At 42.5% G+C, this 24,062-nt stretch carries 18 protein-coding genes; 15 read left to right on the top strand and 3 right to left on the bottom strand.

Features of this window, described 5'->3' with window-relative positions; all coding sequences use genetic code 11:
• Nucleotides 1-21: 21 nt before the first annotated feature.
• The 3 genes from rluF to WKF66_RS18955 form a co-directional block, all read right to left on the bottom strand.
• Nucleotides 22-1,125, bottom strand: a complete 1,104-nt coding sequence (gene rluF, locus WKF66_RS18965) for a 23S rRNA pseudouridine(2604) synthase RluF (RefSeq protein WP_489676063.1) — start codon at nucleotides 1,123-1,125, stop codon at nucleotides 22-24.
• A gap of 81 nt (nucleotides 1,126-1,206) precedes the next feature.
• Entirely contained in the window at nucleotides 1,207-1,704 is a 498-nt protein-coding gene (locus tag WKF66_RS18960) for a DinB family protein (protein WP_489676062.1), read from the bottom strand.
• A gap of 248 nt (nucleotides 1,705-1,952) precedes the next feature.
• Complete coding sequence (locus WKF66_RS18955) at nucleotides 1,953-2,642, bottom strand: helix-turn-helix transcriptional regulator (RefSeq protein WP_489676061.1); 690 nt, start codon at nucleotides 2,640-2,642, stop codon at nucleotides 1,953-1,955.
• Between the two features lie 129 nt (nucleotides 2,643-2,771).
• Here WKF66_RS18955 and WKF66_RS18950 point away from each other — a divergent pair, with 129 nt between their 5' ends.
• From WKF66_RS18950 to sov, 15 genes are all read left to right on the top strand, one after another.
• Complete coding sequence (locus WKF66_RS18950) at nucleotides 2,772-3,950, top strand: amidohydrolase family protein (protein ID WP_489676060.1); 1,179 nt, start codon at nucleotides 2,772-2,774, stop codon at nucleotides 3,948-3,950.
• 1 nt (nucleotide 3,951) lies between these two features.
• Complete coding sequence (locus WKF66_RS18945) at nucleotides 3,952-4,896, top strand: NAD(P)H-dependent flavin oxidoreductase (protein WP_489676059.1); 945 nt, start codon at nucleotides 3,952-3,954, stop codon at nucleotides 4,894-4,896.
• Between the two features lie 15 nt (nucleotides 4,897-4,911).
• Nucleotides 4,912-5,193, top strand: coding sequence for an acylphosphatase (locus WKF66_RS18940; RefSeq protein ID WP_489676058.1), 282 nt, complete (start codon nucleotides 4,912-4,914; stop codon nucleotides 5,191-5,193).
• A 2-nt stretch (nucleotides 5,194-5,195) separates the two neighbouring features.
• Nucleotides 5,196-6,695 carry a lipopolysaccharide biosynthesis protein gene (locus WKF66_RS18935; RefSeq protein WP_489676057.1) on the top strand — a complete coding sequence of 500 codons (1,500 nt, stop codon included), beginning with the start codon at nucleotides 5,196-5,198 and terminating at the stop codon, nucleotides 6,693-6,695.
• A 15-nt stretch (nucleotides 6,696-6,710) separates the two neighbouring features.
• On the top strand, nucleotides 6,711-7,142 hold the full coding sequence (gene dut / locus WKF66_RS18930; protein ID WP_489676056.1) for a dUTP diphosphatase: 432 nt from the start codon (nucleotides 6,711-6,713) through the stop codon (nucleotides 7,140-7,142).
• Between the two features lie 32 nt (nucleotides 7,143-7,174).
• Nucleotides 7,175-8,374 carry a tetratricopeptide repeat protein gene (locus tag WKF66_RS18925; protein WP_489676055.1) on the top strand — a complete coding sequence of 400 codons (1,200 nt, stop codon included), beginning with the start codon at nucleotides 7,175-7,177 and terminating at the stop codon, nucleotides 8,372-8,374.
• A 16-nt stretch (nucleotides 8,375-8,390) separates the two neighbouring features.
• Nucleotides 8,391-9,176 (top strand): lipoprotein insertase outer membrane protein LolB1, encoded by a 786-nt coding sequence (gene lolB1 / locus WKF66_RS18920; RefSeq protein ID WP_489676054.1) that lies wholly within the window; start codon nucleotides 8,391-8,393, stop codon nucleotides 9,174-9,176.
• A 19-nt stretch (nucleotides 9,177-9,195) separates the two neighbouring features.
• Nucleotides 9,196-10,455: a murein hydrolase activator EnvC family protein gene (locus WKF66_RS18915; protein WP_489676053.1), complete on the top strand. Its 1,260-nt coding sequence runs from the start codon at nucleotides 9,196-9,198 to the stop codon at nucleotides 10,453-10,455.
• A 52-nt stretch (nucleotides 10,456-10,507) separates the two neighbouring features.
• Nucleotides 10,508-10,894, top strand: coding sequence for a Sec-independent protein translocase subunit TatA/TatB (locus tag WKF66_RS18910; protein WP_489676052.1), 387 nt, complete (start codon nucleotides 10,508-10,510; stop codon nucleotides 10,892-10,894).
• 10 nt (nucleotides 10,895-10,904) lie between these two features.
• Nucleotides 10,905-11,114 (top strand): Sec-independent protein translocase subunit TatA/TatB, encoded by a 210-nt coding sequence (locus WKF66_RS18905; RefSeq protein ID WP_489676051.1) that lies wholly within the window; start codon nucleotides 10,905-10,907, stop codon nucleotides 11,112-11,114.
• 33 nt (nucleotides 11,115-11,147) lie between these two features.
• Nucleotides 11,148-12,578 carry an Asp-tRNA(Asn)/Glu-tRNA(Gln) amidotransferase subunit GatA gene (gene gatA, locus WKF66_RS18900; RefSeq protein ID WP_489676050.1) on the top strand — a complete coding sequence of 477 codons (1,431 nt, stop codon included), beginning with the start codon at nucleotides 11,148-11,150 and terminating at the stop codon, nucleotides 12,576-12,578.
• 6 nt (nucleotides 12,579-12,584) lie between these two features.
• The gene (locus WKF66_RS18895) at nucleotides 12,585-13,802 is read left to right on the top strand and encodes a lytic transglycosylase domain-containing protein (protein WP_489676049.1); all 1,218 of its coding nucleotides are present in this window, start codon (nucleotides 12,585-12,587) and stop codon (nucleotides 13,800-13,802) included.
• A 113-nt stretch (nucleotides 13,803-13,915) separates the two neighbouring features.
• Nucleotides 13,916-16,231: an NADP-dependent malic enzyme gene (locus tag WKF66_RS18890; RefSeq protein WP_489676048.1), complete on the top strand. Its 2,316-nt coding sequence runs from the start codon at nucleotides 13,916-13,918 to the stop codon at nucleotides 16,229-16,231.
• 6 nt (nucleotides 16,232-16,237) lie between these two features.
• Entirely contained in the window at nucleotides 16,238-16,822 is a 585-nt protein-coding gene (gene ruvA / locus WKF66_RS18885; protein WP_489676047.1) for a Holliday junction branch migration protein RuvA, read from the top strand.
• Nucleotides 16,823-16,833: 11 nt separating this feature from the next.
• Complete coding sequence (gene sov, locus WKF66_RS18880; protein WP_489676046.1) at nucleotides 16,834-24,024, top strand: T9SS outer membrane translocon Sov/SprA; 7,191 nt, start codon at nucleotides 16,834-16,836, stop codon at nucleotides 24,022-24,024.
• The last annotated feature ends 38 nt before the right edge of the window (nucleotides 24,025-24,062 follow it).

Below are 24,062 nucleotides of genomic sequence, written 5' to 3'. Positions count from 1 at the left end.
GCAAAGATACCAAAAAAAGTTCTAACGTTTAGGACTTCTTGTTTTTGCTCCCGGTGCACCAGATCTTCCATTGCCGGGTTTAACCGGTCTTTTACTAGGGCCGCCCGTCTTGTTCCAATCTGAGGTTCCCGTTGCTGATTTTGAGCTACCCGATGATGCGGATCTTGCACCGGCAGCAGGTTTAGGACCAGCTTTACCTTTTCCACCAACTGGTCTGTCTGCTCTGCTTACAGATGCTGATGACCTTCCCGAAGATGCACCTCTACTAGATCCAGCAGCGCTTTTAAAGCCGGGAGTCCTGCTTGAAGCCCGTTTAGGCGTAATGTTTTCCATCAGATCCTCTTCAAACTTAGAGGGCTTCACTTTCTTAACCACTCTTTTAGGAGCTGCAGATGCACCCTCTAATGAGCTGGACTTAGCCACCATGTTATAAATATCGGTTTGCTCTTCAGGAGTAAGCTCTCTCCATTCGCCAACAGGAATCCCTTTCACACTTACGTTCATAATCCGGACACGTTCCAGCTTGGTCACCTCAAAGCCGAAATGCTCACACATCCTTCTTATTTGTCGGTTTAAGCCCTGAATTAATGTGATTTTGAAGCTGAAATTGCCTTCTTTAACCACTTTGCATTTCTTAGTCATCACACCAAGCACAGGAACACCTTTAGCCATACCGGCAACAAAAGCATCTGTGAGTGGCTTGCTAACAGTCACCACGTACTCTTTTTCATGGTTATTTCCCGCACGGAGTATCTTGTTAACCAAATCGCCATTATTAGTCAGAAAGATCAGTCCCTGAGAATCTTTATCTAAACGACCGATGGGAAATACTCTTTCGCTATGGTTGACATGGTCTACTATGTTGCTTTTTACACCCGCTTCAGTAGTACTGGTGATCCCAACTGGTTTATTGTAAGCAATAAGTACAGTGTTTTCTGCAGCTTGTGGTTCGATAGTCTGACCATTCACTGTCACTATATCCCCGAAAATTACTTTGTCGCCAACTTTTGCCTTCTTCCCATTAATGTATACGTTCCCCTGCTCTATGTATCTGTCTGCCGCTCTTCGCGAACACAGACCGCTCTCACTAATGTATTTATTTAATCGGATGTCAGACTCAGCCATGGTATGGGGTATAATTGAAATATTTTACAAAGAAACCAATTATACCCCAATAAATTATCAAAATGTTTTAAGGGGATGTAGTTAGAAGGTCGGCTCGTCGGCACTTGGTCCATAACTTCCCGGTATCGGAATATTTAGCAACCTGAGATATACTCCTAATTGTGCCCTGTGATGAATCGTTTGGCTAATGCTCATTCGGATGACTTCTGCCTTGGACCTTGTACTGTAGATCTGGTCTGCATTTCTCATCGTCCAGGGCTCATTAAGTACAATCTCGTTTTTATCGACAAGTACAGTTCGGGCATCTCTTAGGTTGTTTTCAAAATACACAAGTAGTTCCTCAACTTTGAAGATTTCTGTGGGCTGATAGCTATTGTCTGCAAAATCCAGTTCGTCCGTATCAATTGCCATTGCTATCCATGATGGTAGTTCCGCTACATGTGTGGCTAGTCTCTTAAGCGTCATGCTCTTTGGATGTGGCTGCCAGTCGAATTTTTCAACGGGTACGCGTTCCAACATTTTACGGGTAGTAAGCGCTTCTTCTTCTGCTTCAGTTAAAAAGATCTGGATTCTGTTCATATTTTTTAAATTATAGCACAAAGAAAATGGTAGCGACTGACAACCCTATGGCAGCGTGATTTATTATTTCCAGATATTCTTCATGAGCATGACTTGGGATGGGTTCGAGAACTGGTTTGGGTGACGCCGCCGTGATTATAACATGATTACACGGTGAGGCCGCCTTTTCTCTAGCAAAAGGCGGCCTCACCGTGGCTTCACTGTGGCCTCATGGCGGCCTCACTTAAAGCAGAACCCGAGCCAAAGTACTAATAGTTCACTGGTAAGAACTTCATGTAATCACTAAGTTTCATATGGTCGGCCTTTCGAAAGGGCGTCTCTAAGCATCTGATCGTTTCTATTCTGGAAACACGGAAATCCCGGTATTCAAAGCGCAGGTGGCACCACGCGATCAGGTGCCAGTTGAATGCATAAAATATCAATCCGATAGGTTCAACTTCACGCTTACTATTCTCTGCGCTCTGTGCGATATAGATGATTTCTATAATGCTTTGAGACGATATAGACGTTTGTAAAATTGACAGATGCTCAAACTCATTCTTCATCGAATCGTGAAGTTGCACCTTAATGTTATCATTTAATAGCTCCAATACCTCTTTTTGAGATGTCTTCAATACCGATTTTACTTTGTTTAAAGCAGTTGTATAATGCTTTTGGATGGACTTATCCGTAAAACCTGAGACAACCCGCTCCATGATCAGCAAGGCGTTTGCTTCTTCGGTATTGAAAGAAACCGGTGGTAAAAAATAGCCTTGTACAATAAAATAGCCTTTCGGCTGCTCAAAACTTATAGGGATCCCTTGCTCTGATAAAGCTTTAATATCCCGGTACACTGTCCTGGTGCTAATCTCAAATTGTTCAGATATTTTTTCTGCAGTAATATACTTCCTGGTTTGCAGTAAGACTAAGATTCCAAAAAGGCGGTCGATGCGGTTCATTATAGAAAAAAATGTCTTTGAGAAATTACGCTCAGGTTTCAGTGTTGCTTTACAAATGTATTTATTTACACGGGAATAGGTCACTCAACAAACGTTGTTTTTTTTGGATGAAATACCTTTTCTTTGTATATGGTTTCATACATATCCGCCACCTTAGTTTATACTATCATTGGTCCGCCAATAGAAAATGGTGTTCTTGGTCTGGATGCTGATGGGACAATTATCGAGATCTTAACCGCCGTTGAAGCCAGCTTAAGGCCTGATATCGACATCAAGTATTACGAGGGGGCTATCGTTCCAGGTTTTATAAATACACATTGCCATCTTGAGCTATCAAACCTGAAAGGCCTGATTACAAAGCATAAGGGGCTGCCTGCTTTTGTGCAGGAAGTTATAAAACTTAGGGTCGCAGATGAATACGCGCTAGACAGCGCTATGTTGCGGGCAGACAGGGAAATGTTTGACTGCGGAGTAGTGGCTGTCGCGGATATTTCGAACCAGATTGCCTCGCAAACCACAAAGCTGGATAGTCTGATTTACTACCATACATTTGTGGAAACGATTGGATTTAACCCGGAAACGGCTAGTGCTATTATGGAACGGGCAGTGTCCTTACAGAATGATTTTAAACCTTTACCAGCTACATTGACCCCACATGCGCCTTACTCGGTTTCGGCTCCACTGTTTAACGCCTTGAAAGAAACTGCAGAAGAGGAGGATGCCATCGTTAGTATACACAATCAAGAATCCTTGGATGAGAATGCGTTCTTTATAGAAAAGAAAGGTGGGTTTTTGGACCTATATGCTATGCTTGGCTTAGATATAGAATTCTTCAAGCCATCGGGTAAGACTTCCATTCAAACCTACCTGCCCTTACTTTCGAACGCGCAACGTACACTTTTAGTGCACAGCACATATACTTCTAAAGCGGATGTTACATTTGCTAAGGGCATACACAAGCAGCTTTACTGGTGCCTATGCCCTAAGGCGAATCTCTATATTGAAAACAAGTTGCCTGACGTCTCTATGTTAATGGAAGCTGGAGCCAAGATTACCCTGGGCACAGACAGCCTGGCAAGTAACGATACCTTGAGTGTCTTTGAAGAAATGTTGACACTTCAGAAGAACTTTGAGATTGATGCGGCTGAACTGTTGAAGTGGGGAACATGGAATGGTGCTGAATATATGGGCATTCAAGATCGTTTCGGGAGCCTGGAAGTTGGTAAAAGACCTGGGATCAATCTATTAAGTTATAAAGAAAAAGATGGAAAGATTAGCTTAGTGGATTTCATCAGAAGATTGTTTTAAAATGAATGACATCACCAGACTTTTCGGCATTCAATATCCCATTATTCAAGCTGGCATGGTTTGGTGTAGCGGCTGGAAGTTAGCAGCTGCGGTTTCTAATGCCGGAGGGTTGGGCATTATTGGCGCAGGATCAATGTCGCCGGATATTTTGCGGCACCATATTCAGAAGTGTAAGGCGGCGACATCATTGCCCTTCGCTGTAAATCTTCCTTTACTTTATTCGAAGGTCGAAGAAGTTATTGGCATCATTGAGGAGGAAAAAGTCGGCATTGTTTTTACCTCTGCAGGCAATCCGGCGCTATGGACGAGCAGACTCAAATCTCAGGGGATTGTCGTTGTTCACGTAGTAGCGAATACTAAGTTCGCACTTAAGGCTGCGGAAAGTGGTGTAGACGCCATAGTAGCAGAAGGATTTGAAGCCGGCGGCCACAATGGAAGGGAGGAAACCACCACCATGTGTCTGATACCAATGATCAGGGATGTAGTGAATATCCCAGTTATTGCAGCGGGTGGAATTGGCGGTGGAAGAGCCATGCTAGCAGCAATGGCATTGGGCGCTGATGCGGTACAAATTGGCTCTGCTTTCGCGGTTGCGGAAGAATCGTCTGCACATCGGTATTTCAAAGAAAGCATTTTAACAGCAGCAGAAGGCGATACCAAGCTGAGGTTGAAAAAACTGGTTCCGGTAAGGTTATTAAAGAATAACTTTTCTGATGCTGTTGCGCAGGCTGAAGCGAATGGATCTTCGACTGAAGAGTTAATGAAACTTTTGGGAAGGTCAAGAGCAAAATTAGGTATGTTTGAAGGAGATCTCGAAGAAGGAGAATTAGAAATTGGACAGGTTTCAGCAATGCTGACCGCAATCAAGCCTGCCGCTCAGATCTTAAATGCGATTTGGGAGGAGTTTTTGATGGAAAAAGATCGTTTAGGACGTATGACCTGGTAAGCAGGAAATAATTATATGATGAACAAAAAGCATTTTAACATAAAAATAACCGGTAAGGTACAAGGAGTAACATTTAGGGAGACGACCAAATATGTTGCTGATCAGTCAGGCATAAAGGGTTTAGTTAGAAATGAAAAAGATGGGTCAGTTTACATCGAAGCTGAGGGCGAAGATTGGATCCTGGATTCTTTTTTAGAATGGTGCAATGAAGGGCCAGATCGGGCGAAAATAGAAAGTTGTACAGCAGAGGAAGGCGCACTCAGGAACTTTCAGGATTTTGTAGTTATGAAAAAGTAAGGATGTCTGTATTAAAAAAATTCGTTGGTCAGACAGCTATATATGGAATAAGCACAGTTCTTTCCCGCTTGCTTGGTTTTATTTTAACGCCATTCTATACGAATGCCTATACCAAGGTGACTTATGGTGTACTCACTAAGATGTTCGCTTATGCTTCCCTAATTAATGCTGTTTTGGCTTTCGGTATGGAGAGCACGTTCTTTAGGTATTTGAACAAGCACGAGGATAAAAAGCAGGAAGTGTACAACAACTCATTTATTTCCATTGCTTTTGTAGCTACGCTATTTCTATTAACGGGTTTTGTTTTTACAGATGCCATAGCCAAATATCTGGCCGCCGACCCGGCGCAATTTGCAGATTACCGTTTATACGTGCGGTACTTTCTTGGTATCCTATATGTTGATGCCATATGTGTAATTCCTTTTGCTAAGCTTAGAGCAGAGGAAAAAACCTTCAAGTACAGCCTCCTTAAATTTTTAAATATAGGCACCTTTGTTGCACTAAACTTAACCTTTATATTGCTTATACCTGCCATTCTTAAGCATGACTGGCCCTTGGCTGGATGGTTCGAAAGCTGGTATAAAGTAAAATGGGTAGGGTATGTATTCGTGTCCAATTTGGCAGCCAGCACATTAACTTTAATCTTGCTGCTTCCAGAGTTTTCCCAGGTTCAATTAAAGTTTGACAAAGTATTATTTGCCAAAATGTTTTCTTATTCCTGGCCGGTACTGGTGGCTAATCTTTCCTTTATTGTGAATGAGAACCTTGATAAGATTGCTTTAAGTGAGTTACTTCCTAAATCCATTGCAGATGGAGAAGTTGGTATTTATGGAGCGGTGTGTAAAATTGCAGTGTTTATGAGTATTTTTATAACTGCCTTCAGAATAGGTGCTGAACCGTTCTTTTTTAGTTATGCAAAAAATGCAAATGCGAAGAAAACCTATGCTACCATTCTCTACTATTTTGTCATTGCGCTCGCGTTACTGTTTGTAGCACTGGTAGCTAATATCGAGATCCTAAAATGGTTTATCAGCAGGGATAAAACGCATGTGGCAGAATATTGGGCTGGCTTGCCAGCGGTACCTTATCTTTTATTCGGATATGTTTGCCTTGGAATTTATATGAACCTATCGATATGGTATCGGTTGTCTGATCAAACCAGATATGGGCTTTACATCTCTCTTGCTGGTGCGCTGATTACTATTTCACTCAATTTTTTATTGATCCCAAGATATAGTTACATGGGATCTGCATGGGTATCGATGCTAGCTTATTTTGTGATGATGGTTATTTCTTATGTGCTTGGTCAGAAACATTATCCGATCCCCTATGACTTGAAGCGAATTGTTATTTATCTGATCGTTTCTGTCGTGTTGGTCATCCTTTCTTTTTGGGTATTCCAAAGGAATATTTATATTGGGAATGCCTTGTTAATTGCTTTTATAGCTGGCGTCTTCTTCTTTGAAAAGAATCAGCTGAGGGCATTGTTGTTAAAAAAATAGTGTTGAGTTTAAGTTATGAATGTTAAAATAATAAATAAGTCTACGCATGCTTTGCCGCAGTATGAGACTGCTCATGCAGCAGGAATGGATATGCGTGCTTTTCTGGAAACTGAGATTACAATTAAACCTTTGCAACGTGTTTTAGTTCCAACTGGTTTACACATAGAGTTGCCTGTTGGTTTTGAAGCTCAGATTCGCCCCAGAAGTGGTTTGGCTTATAAGCATGGGATTAGTATTGTTAACTCTCCGGGGACGATTGATGCGGATTACCGGGGGGAAATTAAGGTCTTGCTGGTCAATTTATCTGACGTAGATTTTATAGTGAACGACGGAGACCGGATTGCGCAGATGGTGATTGCTAAGCATGAGACCATTGGTTGGGAAGAAGTCGATAGTTTAAGTGATACCGCACGTGGAGCCGGAGGATACGGTCACACGGGTAAGTAAGCGTTTAGCAGCATGGTATTTGTTTGATAGAAATGATGAAAAGGGGTTTGTTACTATTTTTAGGATGTTGCTTTGCTGTGCCTGCGTTTGCTCAAGTTAATGTGCTGCTCCAAACTAAGCTGAACGCAAGGCTGGATACTGCGATTGTAAAATCCCTTTTCTTTGCAGGCATACAAGATAAGCTGAGTGAGAATTATGTAAAGGCTGCGGAGAGTTTCAATAAGATTTTAGTCATCGACCCGAATAATGCTGCCGTTTACTTTGAGTTGGCGACAGTGAACTACCGTCAGAACAAAATGCAGGAGGCGGAGCTCGCAATCAAGCGGGCCACGGAATTAGAAAGCAACAATGTTTGGTACTGGAAGTTTTTGGTGGAAATGTATAAGCGTAAGGGCGATATGAATGCACTGATCACGGTGTTCAATGAACTGATCCGACTGGATCCTGGTAATGATTCGTATTTCTATGACAGGTCCAATGCCTGGTTGCTTGCTGATAAACCGGAAGAAGCGGCTAAAGGATATGATGAACTGGAGAAGAAGTTCGGGTCTTCGGAAGAACTTACGGCAGCGAGGCAGCGGATGACTGGCAAAACAAATGGCGAAGGTAAGCGATTGTCTAAAGGTGATGCCCTGGACGAATTAAAGAAAGCAAAAGCATTAGAGCCGGACAATTTTGAGGTAGATCTGGCACTCGCTGATGCTTATAAGTCACAGAAAAATAGTGTGGAGGCTAATGCTGCTTTGCAAAAAGCTTTTGCAAATCCGGCGATGCCTGCTGAAGAGAAAATTAAGATCATTATGATGCTGTTTACGGGGACTAAGAACGTTCAACGCATGAATGATGCGAGAGGCCTGGCGGAGATTGCGGTTAAGACCCATCCAGATGTAGCTGCGGTAAAAGGAGTTTACGCAGAGGTTTTATATCAGCAGGGAGATTTGCAAGGTGCTTTAAAAGAATTTCAGGGAGTACTGCAGCTCACTGAGCAATTGTATAAAGTATGGGAGCAAACTTTAAATATTCAGATTAAGCTCAATGCATTTAAAGATGCGATCCAGACGGCGGATCAAGCTTTGGCATTGTATCCGAACCAGGGCATTCTATATTATTACCGGGCACTTGCTTACAAGGGCAACGGACAACGAGCAGAGGCCTTGGTGCAAATTAAGGCGGCTTTGCAATTAGATACAGAAAACGCCGTTTATAAGGAACTATACGAGGGATTGAAATAGTAAGAATTTTATGAGGATGATGGGTAAGAGTAAGTGGATAGTAGTGTTGGCTGTTATGGGTTTAAGCGCCTGTAAGTCAAAGAAGGCGGTAGTTGCTCCTGCAGGGACTCCTGCTCCAGTGGTGGAAGTGACCAGCAACAAAGCTGAGAATATAAAGCTTTTGAAAGCGAAAGATATTACGTTCAATACGCTGGCGATAAAAGCCAAAGCGAACCTGGACTTCGCAGGGAATAAGAACGGCGTTACGATGAACATCAGAATGGAGCGCGATAAGCAGATTTGGGTGAGTATCACAGCCGTTATTGGTATTGAGGTAGCAAGGGCCGTGATTACGCCAGATAGCATTAAGGTAAGAAACAATTTGCAAAGCACTTATTTGAAGAAGCCTTTTAATTATGCGTACAAGTACACCAGCAAGAACGTGAATTTCAAGATGCTGCAGGCTATTTTCGCTGGTAACACGATACCTAGTTTTACTACTGAGCTTTCAGATATCAGACAGCAGAACGGAGCATGGACCATTAGTGGGGAAGAAGGAACGTTGGCTTTTAGGGTATTGTTTAATGAGATCATGAAGGTTAGTGAAAATAACCTGAATGATTTAAAGAGTGGCCAGGCTTTAAAGGTGGCTTATGGGGCTTACCAACAGGCAAATGATGGTTTGTTCCCTTCCAGCTTAACTATTAATTCAATGGCAGGAACAAAAAGGGTTAATTTGCAGCTGGACTATACTAAAGTAGACCGGAATATTCCCCTGGATTTTCCTTTTAGTGTACCTAAGAACTATGAACTTGTAAACTGATTATATACTTTTACAATTGATGAAGCTATCTAAATTACTGTTACTTCTTTTTATCATCTTCTTTGCCACTGGTGCAATGGCACAAAGCAGCGCAGAGTTGAAAAGGAAAAAAGAAGCATTACAACGTGAGATTGATCTGTTGCAGAAGAATGCCAATATCGCTGCAAGCAGTAAAAAGCTTACCCTAGGTCAAATCAATTCTCTTAATGCCAAGATCCGGTTGATGCAGAGTAAGATCGGCGTGATTAACTCGGAGATGAAGAATCTTGACAATCAGATTCACGAGAACACGAACACGGTGCATACGTTGAAAGAGCAACTGGAACAGCTGCGAAAAGAATACGCAAGCATGATCAGGTTTGCCCAGCGCAACAGGAATGCCTATGATAAGATGATGTTTATTTTTGCAGCCAGTGATTTCAATCAGGCATACAAGCGCATCACTTATCTGCAACAATTTAGCAACTATAGAAGGAAGCAGTCTGACTACATTACAGGCAAAGAGAAGGATCTAAGTTATAAGATCGTGATTTTGGACAAGAATTTAAGACAGAAAAGCAGCTTGTTACAGGAGCAAGAGAACGAAAGAACTAAGCTTGGCAGAAGTAAAACTGAACAGGCGAAAGTTTTGAATAGGTTTAGCAGGGAAGAGCGTCAGTATAAGAAAGACATTGCTGCCAGAAGAAAGGTGCAGGTTCAATTAGATCGGAGTATTCGCTCTGCAATTGCACGGGAAATTGAGATTGAGCGTAAGAAGGCGGAAGCTGAGGAGCGCCTGGCAGCTGCAAATGCAAATGCAACGCCCGGAAGCAAGCCTGTTGCGGCAGCAAAATCAAGAACCAACGCTGGTTATTTGAATGCTACACCAGAGGCCGCTAAGTTATCCAATGCATTTGAAAGCAATCGTGGATCGCTGCCATGGCCAGTTGCTGCGGGCTCTATTACGGAACGGTTTGGTAACCATATGGAGGGCCAGGCTTCGTACACTAACGATGGTGTCAACATTGAAACCGCTGAAGGTGCTACCGTTCGTGCGGTATTTAATGGTAAAGTTACTACGATAAGAAACCAGTTCGGTAAATATTTCGTATTGATTAAACATGGGGAGTACTTTACAGTATACCAGAACTTAAAATCGGTGAGTGTTTCTCAAGGTGACGAGGTGACCACCAAACAGAATATAGGAACGGTCGCAGATAATGAGGGGACACCTCAGTTGCAGTTTCAGGTGAGACGGGGAATGAACGCGCAGAATCCTGAAGGCTGGATTGCCAAGTAAAATAGTTAGTATTTAATAGTTATATTTGCAGTAGTAATTTAAAGAACAAGCGATGTATAGTGGAACATTAGTTGAATTCCTGAACATGGGCGGAGGTGAGATCATGCTCATCTTGGTAGCGGTACTCTTGTTATTCGGGGGTAAAAAGCTGCCGGAACTTGCAAGAGGACTGGGTAAAGGAATACGGGATTTTAAGGATGCCTCTGAGGGTGTAAAAAGAGAAATTCACAGGAATATAAACTCGTCTGGCATCGTTGATGAAGTGGATTCTATCATGAATGATAACAATACCTCCAGCAGATACCATCCGACTGAGCCAACAATAAGTGAGACCGCTGCACCTGCAAAGGGAGGCATCAGTTTCGAAAAAAGCGAAGCAATTGCTCAGAATGCTCCAACAGAGAACAGTAGAATTGAAACTGATAAAACTAACCTTTAACTAAAATATCATGTTAAACACAACAATATTAGCCATGTTAGGTGGCATGGAAATCGCGGTTATTCTTGTAATTGTGCTTTTGCTTTTCGGTGGTAGAAAAATCCCTGAATTGATGAAAGGCCTTGGTAAAGGCATCAAAGAATTTAAAGATGGTAAAGATGGTATCGATGAAAATGACCCATTAGAACGCAAGCGTACTGATGCAAACAAACCGCTGTAGGTTTTCATGATTACATTTTAAACTATTGTATCCTTGAATTTGAAGAAGTATAACTCCCTTAGAGAGATACAAACGCTTATCGGGCAGAAAACTCTTACGCTGCCTGACTTATTAGACTACTATTTTAAGCAAATAGAAGAACATGAACACCTCAATGCTTTCAATGAGGTGTTTTTTCTTTCTGCGACGGAGCAGGCAAAGGAAGTCCAGGTTAAGATCGATAATGGTACGGCTGGTAAGCTGGCAGGTATGGTCATTGGCTTAAAAGACAATATTTGTTATAAGGATCATCAGGTCACTGCTTCCTCCAAAATGCTGGAGGGTTTTATATCTCCTTACTCAGCGACAGTTACCGAGAGACTTATAAAGGAAGATGCCGTTATTATCGGGCGACTTAATTGTGACGAGTTTGCAATGGGCGGATCTAATGAGACTTCATACTATGGTCCGGTAAAGAATGCCGCTGATCAAACTAAAGTTTCCGGGGGTTCATCAGGAGGTTCTGCAGTAGCAGTGCAGGCTGATTTATGTCTTTCTGCTTTAGGAACCGATACTGGGGGCTCTGTAAGGCAACCGGCTGCTTTTTGCGGCTGTATAGGATTAAAGCCTACTTATGGAAGAATTTCCAGATATGGGGTTATTGCTTATGCCTCTTCCTTTGATCAGGTGGGAACCATCACTTCTTCGGTAAGTGATGCAGCTTTACTGATGGAAGTATTGGCCGGAGCTGACGAGTACGACAGTACGGTATCCAGGAGGACTGTTCCCCAGTATTCTGCTGGCTTAAAAGAGACTTCGAAGAAAAGGATAGCTGTGTTGAAGGAGACGCTGGAAAGCGATGCATTAGATCCGGAAGTTAAGTCGTCGGTCTTAGAAGCCATTGAGTCTTTTAAAAAAGATGGACATAGTGTAGATTTCGTTTCTTTTGATTTGCTGGACTATCTGGTGCCTGCGTATTATGTACTTACTACAGCTGAAGCTTCCTCCAATTTGTCACGTTATGACGGCGTGCATTACGGTCACCGTAATACAGACGCTACCAATCTGAATGAATTGTATAAGAAGTCACGTGCTGAGGGTTTTGGTGAGGAAGTTAAGAAAAGGATTCTCTTGGGCACCTTTGTGTTAAGCGCAGGGTATTACGACGCTTACTATGCCAAAGCGCAGCAGGTGAGGCGTCTCATCAGAGAAAGAATTGAAGCGATGCTGTCTGACTATGATGTAATCATTACGCCAGTTGCACCTACGCCGGCTTTTACGATCGGAGAGAATATGTCTGATCCGCTAGTGATGTATCTCGCGGACATTTATACGGTGTTGGCCTCTCTAACAGGAATCCCAGCGATAGCTATACCTCTAGGCAATAATGATAACGGTTTGCCGTTAAGTATGCAATTGATGGCCAAGCACTTCGGTGAGGAAGAACTTTTTTCACTGTCCTATGCCTTTTTAAAAGAATTTTAAATGCCTATGAAAATAAAAGTACATTTCTTATCGTATTGCATTTTAGCTTTCAGTGCCTTTCCTGTAGCTGCACAACAATTCCCATTAGTGATTACTGATACCACCGCACTGCCTCTGATTTCTGAAGTTCCGCAGTTTGTTAATTATAACTTCAGTTATAAAACGAGGCTGGACTCGATTCAGAAGACAGTACCTCTCGCTTATAACGAGTTTGTACAAAAGTACATTGACGTTTATAGCGTTAGAAAAGACATGATGGGCAAGATGCTCGGCCTATCGGAATACTATTTTCCAATCTTTGAAAAGGCCCTGCAGAGCTATAATATTCCAAATGAAATCAAATACCTTCCAATTATAGAGTCTTCCATGAACCCCCATGCGGTTTCACGTGTTGGTGCTACTGGCTTGTGGCAATTTATGTTTGGCACTGCAAAAGGATATGGATTGCATATTGATAATTATGTTGATGAGCGTAAAGATCCTATTCAAGCCAGCTATGCCGCGGCTGCATACTTTAGGGATGCATATGAAGAACTTGGCGACTGGGTATTGGCTATTGCCGCGTATAACTGCGGAATGGGTAGTGTAAAGCGGGCTATGGCAAAGGCTGATTCAAGAGATTTTTGGGAGATCAGACGTTTTCTGCCGACAGAAACAAGAAACTATGTTCCAGCTTTTATAGCTGCGATTTATGTAATGAGTTGCCCTGATAAACATCAGATCACTTCACAAAGATCTGCTTTTCTTAAAAACACAGATACCATTCAGGTCAACCGCGTAATTTCTCTTGCAACGGTTGCCATTGCGATGAACTTAGACGAGAATGAATTATTTGGGCTAAATCCCTCCTATAAAAAGAAGATCGTTAACGGTTCCGTAGCGCTTCCTAAAAGGATCATTCTGCCTAAAGTCAGCCTTGCAGATTTTGCTTCGTTATACGATGTGCTGAATAAAGAAGGTCAGGCCCCTGAAATGGAAGTCGTCCTGGCTGCTAATGATAGTTTCAAGACTTCAAAAGCTAAAGCCAAGGCCAAAAGCCTGTTTTTTTACCATAAAGTTTCATCTGGGCAGAGCCTTGGTGTAATCGCTAACAAGTATCATGTAGAGGTTCAGGATCTTAAGGTTTGGAATAAGCTAAAAGGCTCAGGTATTGTGCCTGGTCAAAAACTGAAGGTCTATAATTCGTCTGACGAAAAGGGTGCTTCGAGGCCATTACGTGGCTAATCATCTTGGTCAGTATCGAGTTCTGTAGTTTATAATGCTGTAGCCAGGTTCTCTTTTTTTATTTTAAGCGTCGATAAAAGAATTGTAACTTTGGCCTTACAATTGACCACTTTATGAGTAAAATTAACAGAAAGCAAGACGCGTTAGACTACCACTCTCAAGGCCGCCCGGGAAAGATTCAGGTTATCCCAACGAAACCAACGAACTCGCAGAGAGATCTTGCTCTAGCCTATTCACCAGGTGTAGCTGAACCTTGTTTAAGGATAGCTGAAAACAAAGAAGATGTTTATAAATATACTGCAAAAGGCAATCTTGTAGCTGTTATTAGTAACGGAAGTGCAGTATTGGGCCTTGGAGACATAGGTCCTGAAGCAGGGAAGCCTGTGATGGAAGGTAAAGGTCTGTTGTTTAAGATATTTGCTGATATTGATGTGTTTGATTTGGAATTGGACACAAAGAATGTAGATGACTTTGTTAAGATCGTTAAGGCGTTAGAGCCGACTTTCGGCGGAGTGAATTTGGAAGATATCAAGGCGCCGGAATGTTTTGAGATTGAGCGTCGCTTAAAGGAAGAGATGAACATTCCAGTGATGCACGATGACCAGCATGGAACGGCTATTATTTCTGCAGCAGCTTTGTTAAATGCCTGTGAATTACAAAAGAAGAAACTTGATAAGATTAAGATAGTAGTGAATGGCGCAGGTGCGGCGGCAATCTCGTGTACGAGGTTGTACGTTTTCTTAGGTGCTAAAAAAGAAAATATTGTGATGTGCGACAGATCAGGAGTGATCAGAGCTACACGTCCGAACCTGGACGACATCAAAGCTGAGTTTGCTACTTCAAGAGAACTGAATACCTTGGAAGAGGCGATGGTAGACTCAGACGTATTTATTGGGTTGTCATCAGCAGATTGTGTTACTCAGGATATGTTGAAGTCTATGGCTAAGAATCCTATCGTATTTGCTATGGCGAATCCTAATCCGGAGATCGCATACGAGTTGGCAATCAGTGCCCGTAAAGATATCATTATGGCTACCGGTCGTTCTGATTATCCAAACCAGGTGAACAACGTTCTTGGTTTTCCTTATATTTTCAGGGGAGCATTAGATGTAAGAGCGACAGCAATCAACGAAGAGATGAAAGTTGCCGCTGTAAAGGCTATTGCTGAATTGGCTAAAAAATCTGTTCCTGAAGCTGTGAACATGGCTTACAATGAGAAGAACATTAAGTTTGGCAGGGAATATATTATTCCAAAGCCAATGGATATTCGTTTAATGACAAATGTATCTACTGCTGTCGCGAAGGCAGCAATTGATTCAGGTGTTGCGCGGAAGATCATTACTGATTGGGACGCTTATGAAGAAGAATTAAAAGGAAGATTAGGTGGTGATGATGCGATTATGCGCGCGATTACCAACAAGGCTAAATCAGATCCTAAATGTGTAGTTTTTGCCGAGGCAGACAATTACAAGATACTAAAAGCTGCTCAGATCGTTAAAGACGAGAATATCGCGATTCCTATCTTATTGGGCAATAAAGCAGTAATCAAACGCATCATTGAAGATAACGCTCTTGAACTTGATGGTGTAGAAATCATTGATCCTTTTGAAGAGTTAGAACGGACAAGCAGATATGCCAAGTCGCTATTCAAGAAAAGGCAACGAAGAGGCATCACTTCATTGGAGGCGACAAAATTATTGCGTGATAGAAACTACTTTGGTGCTTCAATGGTAGAATTTGGTGAAGCAGACGCAATGATCTCCGGTTTGACTAAAGATTATGCGACCACCATTAAACCGGCGCTACAAGTTATAGGAACCGAAGAAGGCGTAAATCGTGTGGCAGGTATGTACATGATGATGACTAAGAAAGGTCCTGTATTCTTTGGAGACACCACTGTGAATGTGGATCCAACAGCGGAGGAATTGGTAGATCTGACTTTATTGCTGGAGCGTGCGGTAAGTAAATTCAACATCAATCCCCGTATAGCGTTGCTTTCCTATTCTAATTTTGGCTCTAACGTGGGCATTATTCCTGAAAAGGTAAGAAAAGCGGTAAAGATCCTTCATGAGAAGCATCCTGATATTGTGGTTGATGGAGAAATGCAAGGAAACTTTGCGATTAACGCGGATCTATTAAAGGATAATTTTCCGTTTAGTCGTCTGGTTGGTGCTCCAGCAAATACATTAATTTTCCCTAATTTAGAATCGGGAAATATCGCTTATAAGCTTTTACAAGAGCTGGGAGAAGCTGAAGCTGTAGGACCTATTTTATTGGGCTTGAAAAAACCTGTTCACATTGTGCAGTTGGGAAGTTCTGTCAGAGAGATTGTAAATATGGTAACCATTGCGGTGCTGGACGTACAGGGCAAGGAACAGGAAGCGCTTTTAAAAGGGAGCGGACCATTAAAGAAAATAGTTAAGAAATAAACAAAAATGTACGAATATATTGATGGTAAGCTAACGTTCAAATGCCCTGCTTACATCGTTGTTGAAGCTGGTGGAGTGGGCTATCACCTTAACATATCATTAAATACGTACAGTATACTTGCCGATGCTGAAAGGTGTAAGATCTACACCTGGCTGCATGTTAAAGAAGATGGACATACCTTATATGGGTTTGCAGATGAAGGAGAGAGGAGGCTTTTCCTTCATCTGATCTCCGTATCAGGGATTGGAGCAAATACCGCCAGAATGATGTTGTCTTCTATCACACCTAATGAGATACAAACAGCCATTGTTAATGCCGATTTGACCCTCATACAACGCATAAAAGGTATTGGCGCTAAGTCTGCACAAAGGCTTGTACTGGAATTACAAGATAAGTTGAAGAAAGAAGGATCTGGATCACTGATGTCAGCTCCACTGAATAATACGGTCAAGGAAGAGGCACTATCTGCTTTAATGATGCTTGGCTTTGCTAAGCCAGCTTCCGAGAAAGCGCTTGATAACGCTGTCAAAACTGGTGGTACGGAATTGTCTGTTGAGCAAATGATAAAATTAGCCTTGAAGAACTTATAAACTGATAGACTTTGAAGAAACTTCTAACGCTTATTCTTCTCTTAATCGTCTGCTTCCAGGTACAAAATGCTTTTTCACAAGTTACAGCTCCGGGTAAGACCACTGATACAACCACCAATAACTTCAGTTTAAGAGAAAAACAGCGTTTAGGGATCAAGCCTTTAACAAATTCGTTTAGTCCGCTACCATCCAATGTTACGCGAGAAATTGAGTTTGATGCGGTCAACAAGAGATATGTGATTCGTCAGCTGGTTGGCGGCAGACAAATTGCGTTTCCGCAGTACCTCAGTATTGAGGAGTATCAACGATTGGTTAATAGTGAAATCAAAAGGGAGAACTGGCGAACACTTTCTAATCAGGAAGTAGAGGAGGTTAGAAGAACCGGGATCATACCAAGTTTAAGGGTTAACAGTAAAGCATTCGAGCGTCTTTTTGGTGGAACAACTATTGACATTCAGCCCAGGGGAGAAGCAGAGCTTACCTTTCTAGGACGAGTTAACAAGAATGAGAACCCGCTGTTTAATGAGCGTCAGCGTGTTCAGGGTAACTTTGACTTCAATCAAAGAATCCAGATGGACGTTATTGGTAACATTGGTACCAAGCTTAAGATCAATATGAACTATAATACCGAGGCTCAATTCGATTTTGAGAACCAGGTAAAGCTTGATTATACCGGGGGTGAAGATGACATCATTAAAAAGATAGAAGCTGGTAACGTTAGTCTGCCTTTAAATACTACCCTGATCACTGGAACACAAGCTTTGTTTGGGATTAAAACCCAGCTTCAGTTTGGAAAGCTTAATGTGAATACTGTTTTTACGCAACAGAAGTCGCAGTCGCGGGAGATTCAAATAAATAATGGTGCACAGCAAAACGAGTTCCGAATAGGTGCTGATAATTATGAGGCCAATAAGCATTATTTTTTGGCTCAATACTTCAGGAATAACTACAACCGGGCTTTATCAAACCCTCCTACGATTACATCAGGCATCATAATTACTAAAATAGAAGTTTGGATCACCAACAAAGCAGGTAATACACAAGACTCGAGGGATGTCTTAGGGTTTATCGATTTAGGAGAGAATAATCCATACAACACCGCACAACTTAGTGGGGCTGGTTATTCGGGCTTACCCTCCGGCTTCACCAGCCCGTTGTTTCCGCGAGCGTCCAACAACCTATTAGAGAGAATACCCGCTGGAGCAAGGCAGACAAATTCTAACGACGTCATTTCTTTTTTTCAAGCGAGCGGTGGTACAGACAACTTTGCGAAACTTACCTACGCAAGGAAGCTCTCTGACCGGGAGTATACATTCCATCCCAAGCTCGGATACATCTCATTAAACAATGCCTTAAATACTGATGAAGTATTGACGGTTGCCTATCGCTACACCTACAATGGGGTCGAATATCAAGTAGGGGAGTTCTCCACGGATATCCCCTTTGACCAGGCCGCTCCAAGAGTGCTTTTTACTAAGCTATTAAAGAACGAGACGACTAAGACCAATCTTCCTACCTGGGATCTAATGATGAAAAACATCTATAACATTGGAGGTTATCAAATTAGTCCGCAGAACTTTAAACTGGATATTTTTAGGATAGACGAAAGTTCTGGCATCGATCGGCCAGTGATCACCGAAGGAGCTAAACTGGATCAGTTTAACAAGCCTTTGAAGGATAAGCTTTGGTTACAAGTCGTGGGCCTGGATCGCTTAAATCAACAGGACGAACTCAAACCCGATGGAATCTTTGATTTTGAGACGGATAACGATCCCTTCAGTGCGAATAACAACAGGAACGGGGCGGCCTCATTTTCAAATAATGGCGGACAAACTAATACCAGCAATTCGACTGCTGTGGTGTTAACCAATACAAAAAACGGATACATTACTATTGATCCTGCCACGGGTAGGGTAATATTTCCCTTACTTGAGCCTTTCGGAGCTGATCTGGCTTCACAGTTTCTCCCCTCGGAGCAGCCATTTATAGATAAATATACTTATCCTGCGCTCTACGATTCCACAAAGGTAATTGCACAACAGTTATTTACCAGACAAAACAGATATGTGATCAAAGGTAATTACCAGTCTGATATTTCATCCGAGTTTAGTTTGAACTCGATTAATGTACCTGAGGGTTCTGTGAAGGTGTTTTCAGGAACAATACCGTTACAGGAAGGTGTAGATTATACCGTCGATTATCAGGGCGGTCGGGTTAGAATATTAAATTCAGGTCTGTTGATTTCTGGTCAGCCGATCCGGATATCTACAGAAAGCAATGAACTTTTTGGGTTACAACAGCGGTCGCTTTTCGGAACACGCCTGGACTACAAGGTTAATAATAAACTTAATCTGGGAGGAACTTTCATGAGTCTTTCAGAGAAGCCTCTGACCCCGAAAGTCAACCTGGGCGAAGAACCAATCTCTAACACCATTTGGGGGATGGATTTGAACTACAGCTCCGCGTCGAGGTTCTTAACCAAGTGGGTAGACAAGTTGCCTTTTCTATCGACCAAAGCTCCGTCTACGATCACCTTTTCTAGCGAGTTTGCGAAGTTGGTGCCTGGTCACCCTAAAGCGCTTGATATTGGTGGCTCGACAGGTGGTGTGAGTTATCTGGACGATTTCGAAGCATCGCGTTCTATTATTGATTTAAAAAGTGCAATCGCCTGGCAACTTTCTGGAACACCTCAAATGTTTCCGGAGTCTCAACTCATTAACGATCTGGCCTACGGTTATAACAGAGCACAAATTGCATTCTATAACATCGATCCTACATTTTACAATAGATCTGCAAGCAACCTGCCTGCAAGTTTGAGGGGGAATAGAAGCGAGTTGTCGAACCATTATGTAAGAGAGATCATTGAACAAGAGGTCTTCCCTTTTAAAGAAACGAGCACCGGACAAGCGGTTACTTTGCCAACTTTGGATCTTGCCTTTTATCCTACACTAAGAGGACCATATAACTTTACGCCCAATGGCTTTAGTCAGAATGGTATGCTCGCGAACCCACGATCGAGATGGGGTGGATTGTTCAGGAGGATGGAGACGAACGACTTTGAAGCGAATAACATTGAGTTTATCGAACTATGGGTAATGGACCCATATATTTACAAGCCAAATTCTGCAGGTGGGGACCTGTATTTTAATTTAGGAAACATTTCTGAAGATATATTAAGAGACGGTCGTAAATCCCTTGAAAACGGGTTGCCGGCAAACGGAGATCCTACGAAATTTGATGAAACGACCTGGGGCCGGGTGCCAAAGTTGCAACCGGTGGTTCAGGCTTTTGATAATGATCCTGCCGCCAGAAGAGTACAAGATGTAGGTCTGGACGGTTTATCGAACGCAGATGAGAAAACTAAGTTTGCGGCTTTGATCAATCAGATTAAGTCTCAGCTCAATCCTGATGCGGCTGCAGCACTGGAAAATGACCCGTCTTCTGACGACTACTCTTACTACCGAAGCACTGCATTGGATCGGTCAAACTCCGGTATTTTAAAGAGATACCAGCGGTATAACGGTCCGGAAGGTAATTCTAAAACGCCACAGCAATCGCAGGAAGATTTTGGTGTTGAGAATTCGGCCTCTACTTCCTTGCCTGACGGAGAAGACATCAACAGGGACAACAACATGACTCAAAGTGATGAGTATTATCAGTACAAAGTTTCTATGCGGCCTGCAGATCTGATGATCGGTCAAAATTTTGTGACGGACAAAATCACCTCGCAAGTCAAATTGGCTAATGGAACGACTCAGCCAGTAACCTGGTATCAACTGAGAATACCTTTGGCGCAGTACCAGCAAAAAGTAGGTAATATTCAGGATTTTAAATCGATCCGCTTTATCAGAATGTTCATGACTAATTTTGCTGATACTTCTATTCTTCGATTTGGAAAGATACAGCTGGTAAGGGGGGAATGGCGACAATATAATGTTAACAATGACCCTGCTCAAGTGATTGTTGACCAATCTTTATTGCCTGTTGGGACTGACAATTCAAGCATAGAAATTGCCACAGTGAATATTGAAGAGAACGGCAGACGTACACCTATACCCTATGTAGTGCCTCCAGGCATTGAGAGGGAGCGGGATTTCAGCAATTATCGCGGAGACACGAGACAGAACGAGCAGTCGCTATCAGTCAACATTCGTTCCCTTAGAGATGGTTATGGAAGGGCTGCTTTCAAGACAGCGGTAAATGACTTTAGATCCTATAAACGGCTGGAGATGTACATCCACCTGGAGGCGTTGGGCAATACACCTATTAACGATAATGATGTAAGCGCATTTTTCCGGATTGGTACTGATAACCAGGATAATTACTACGAGTACACCTTGCCTTTGAAAGTTACTAATCCTGGCACCAGTGACCCCTATGCAATCTGGCCTGATCAGAATAAGATGGATATTAAACTGGAGCTGTTTCAAAATGCCAAACTCGCCCGTAACAAAGCGATGCTTAACGGACAGCCCTGGCCAGTCAATATCCCCTTCAATTACGTTGAGAATGGTAATTCTGTTGTTATAAAAGGTCAGCCCGATATGAGTAAGGTGCGGGTTTATATGCTGGGGATAAAAAATCCCTTGAGAAACGCTGCCAGCCCTGGTCGTGATGATGGTGCTGATAAAAATGCACAGGTATGGTTTAATGAACTCAGACTTACTGAATTTGACGAACGTGGAGGCTGGGCAGCTACTGCGAGGATGAATGCGCAATTGGCAGACTTTGCTGATGTGAATGTCTCGGCCAGTAAGTCTACAATTGGATTTGGATCCCTGGAGAAGCGTGTTAGTGAGAGAAATCGTGCTGATAATGTTTTCTTTGATGCTTCGTCGAGCATGGAGCTGGGCAAGTTTCTTCCTAAGAAGTCTGGCATCAGGGTCCCGATGTTTGTCAGCTATTCCAGTCAGATCAGCACGCCACAGTACGATCCGCGCACGCCAGATATCGAGCTGAAGAATGCACTTAATGCAGCTAACCAGGCAGAAAAGAAAGAGATCTTAAACTATGCACAGGACTATACAACGAGAAACAGCATCAGTTTTACCAACGTAAGAAAAGAAAGGATAAATACGGAGAAGCCGGCCAGGGTTTGGGATATAGAGAATTTGAATGCAAGCTATGCTTACACGAAGTTTGCCCATCGGGATTTTATTAATCAAAATAACATTCAACAGACCTACAGGGCTTCCCTAGCGTATAATTACGCCGGACAAAGTAAAAACTACCAGCCTTTAAATAAGATCATCAAATCAAACAAGTTAGCGTTATTAAAGGATTTCAATTTCAGTTTATTGCCTAGTGCTATAAACTTCAGGGTAGATCTTGACCGTTACTACTCAGAGAACAGCCTTCGCAATAATGATCCAAACAATTATATACCAATCAATACTACTTACAATAAGAACTTTCTGGTAACCAGGGTTTACGGTATTTCCTGGAATTTGAGTCGCTCTATGACCCTGGATTTTGACGCCACTAACTACTCAATTATTGATGAGCCAGAAGGAAGAATCGAGGGGATGAAAAGAGATACGCTATGGCAGAACCTTAAACGCCTGGGCAGGAATACAGACTATTCTCATAATATTAACCTGACTTATAATCTACCTTTTAATAAGATCCCAGGTTTCGATTGGATGAACGTGACTACGCGGTATGGCACAAACTTTAACTGGCAAACCGAACCATTGTCTACTTTGAAAGATCCTTTGATCAATTTGGGCAATACGATTCAGAATTCCAGAGTGATCCAGGTGAATCCAAGTCTGAACCTGACTGGGCTGTATAACAAATTCGGCTTGGTTAGAAAGGCAGCAGGCGCTGCTGCGGAAAAGCAAACTGGAACAGGGTTTTTGGTTGGTCTGCTAACGAGCGTTAAAAACATTGCCGGGGCCTACACAGAAACAAAAGGGATCTTCTTACCTGGGTATTTACCTCAGACAAGTTACCTTGGTCTGGATGACGTGGCTGGTGCTCCCGGACTGGGATTTGTTTTGGGGAGTCAGCGTGACATTAGAAGTCTAGCACTAAACAACGGCTGGATTACGAATGACACTTTGCAATCTCAGTTGTATATTAATACACTGCGCGAAGATCTAAGCTTAACCAGTTTGCTCGAGCCGATAAGAGATTTGAGCATTACGCTGACCGCAAACAAGAACCGGACATTGAACTATTCCACCAACTTTAGATATGATAGTTTCTCGCGTGATTTTGAAAATTTAAGTCCATATACCACCGGAGACTATAGCGTATCGTTTATCAGTCTACGCACTTCATTCTCTGATCACAATGGAACTACATTGTCGAATGTTTATAGTCAGTTCATGGCGAACAGACAGATTATCTCAAGACGGCTAGGAGCTGGAAATCCGAATTCAAGGGGGCTTGTTGATGGTTTCGCAGACGGGTATGATAAAAATGCGCAGGATGTGTTGGTTTCCGCATTTCTGGCTGCATACACGAGCAAAGATGCGGGTACTTCCAGCCTGAGCACATTACCGAGAATCCCATTGCCCAACTGGAGGTTAAATTATAGAGGCCTTACAAGGATTCCATTCTTATCGGCAAGATTTAGTTCGATAGATATCAGACATTCCTATCGTTCGGTATATAGTGTAAATGGTTTCAACTCGTTGATCAGGTATCAGGAGACGAACGGGGCATCCAGTGTAAGGGATCCGAGTAACAATTTCCTCCCCAACTATCAGTATAGCCAGGTCACTATTGCAGAACAGTTCTCTCCTCTGATTGGAATAGATACCCGATTAAAGAGCAACCTGACGGCTAATTTCGAAGTGGGAAGATCAAGACTCCTGGGCCTGAGCCTCGCGAACAGCCAGTTGGCGCAGCTCTCTGAGAACAATATGGTATTTGGAGTGGGCTATCGGACCACAAAGTTCAGATTCCCATTTGGCTGGTTTAGTCAGCTGAAGATGGACAACAACATGGACTTTAAGCTGGACGTAGCTGTAAGGGACAACAAAACTGTTATTTACCGGGCCGATATCACGGAAGCGGAAGTATCATCTGGCGCGAAGAACATTACTTTAAGGCCAAGTGTGGATTACATATTAAATCAACGCTTCAATGTCAGGCTGTTTTACGACTCCAACGTTACCAAACCGTATACTTCGCAAACTTTTAACACTTCATTTAGTAATTTCGGATTCAGTTTAAGGATTACGCTGAATTAGGATTGCTAGAAAGCTTCAGATTAATTACCTTTGGCTAA

The organism is Pedobacter sp., from assembly GCF_037719805.1.
GTDB lineage: Bacteria > Bacteroidota > Bacteroidia > Sphingobacteriales > Sphingobacteriaceae > Pedobacter.
The sequence above is the reverse complement of the archived record's forward strand: the minus strand, read 5'-3'. Positions and strand labels throughout refer to the sequence as shown.

What these genes read in the sequence shown, in the direction of transcription:
- WKF66_RS18940 (WP_489676058.1), top strand. Translation starts at nt 4,912, where the DNA reads ATGATGAACAAAAAGCATTTTAACATAAAAATAACCGGTAAGGTACAA.
- rluF (WP_489676063.1), bottom strand. Translation starts at nt 1,125, where the DNA reads ATGGCTGAGTCTGACATCCGATTAAATAAATACATTAGTGAGAGCGGT.
- WKF66_RS18905 (WP_489676051.1), top strand. Translation starts at nt 10,905, where the DNA reads ATGTTAAACACAACAATATTAGCCATGTTAGGTGGCATGGAAATCGCG.
- WKF66_RS18910 (WP_489676052.1), top strand. Translation starts at nt 10,508, where the DNA reads ATGTATAGTGGAACATTAGTTGAATTCCTGAACATGGGCGGAGGTGAG.
- WKF66_RS18915 (WP_489676053.1), top strand. Translation starts at nt 9,196, where the DNA reads ATGAAGCTATCTAAATTACTGTTACTTCTTTTTATCATCTTCTTTGCC.
- WKF66_RS18925 (WP_489676055.1), top strand. Translation starts at nt 7,175, where the DNA reads ATGATGAAAAGGGGTTTGTTACTATTTTTAGGATGTTGCTTTGCTGTG.
- WKF66_RS18955 (WP_489676061.1), bottom strand. Translation starts at nt 2,642, where the DNA reads ATGAACCGCATCGACCGCCTTTTTGGAATCTTAGTCTTACTGCAAACC.
- lolB1 (WP_489676054.1), top strand. Translation starts at nt 8,391, where the DNA reads ATGATGGGTAAGAGTAAGTGGATAGTAGTGTTGGCTGTTATGGGTTTA.
- WKF66_RS18935 (WP_489676057.1), top strand. Translation starts at nt 5,196, where the DNA reads ATGTCTGTATTAAAAAAATTCGTTGGTCAGACAGCTATATATGGAATA.
- WKF66_RS18950 (WP_489676060.1), top strand. Translation starts at nt 2,772, where the DNA reads ATGGTTTCATACATATCCGCCACCTTAGTTTATACTATCATTGGTCCG.
- WKF66_RS18890 (WP_489676048.1), top strand. Translation starts at nt 13,916, where the DNA reads ATGAGTAAAATTAACAGAAAGCAAGACGCGTTAGACTACCACTCTCAA.
- dut (WP_489676056.1), top strand. Translation starts at nt 6,711, where the DNA reads ATGAATGTTAAAATAATAAATAAGTCTACGCATGCTTTGCCGCAGTAT.
- WKF66_RS18960 (WP_489676062.1), bottom strand. Translation starts at nt 1,704, where the DNA reads ATGAACAGAATCCAGATCTTTTTAACTGAAGCAGAAGAAGAAGCGCTT.
- ruvA (WP_489676047.1), top strand. Translation starts at nt 16,238, where the DNA reads ATGTACGAATATATTGATGGTAAGCTAACGTTCAAATGCCCTGCTTAC.
- WKF66_RS18945 (WP_489676059.1), top strand. Translation starts at nt 3,952, where the DNA reads ATGAATGACATCACCAGACTTTTCGGCATTCAATATCCCATTATTCAA.
- WKF66_RS18895 (WP_489676049.1), top strand. Translation starts at nt 12,585, where the DNA reads ATGAAAATAAAAGTACATTTCTTATCGTATTGCATTTTAGCTTTCAGT.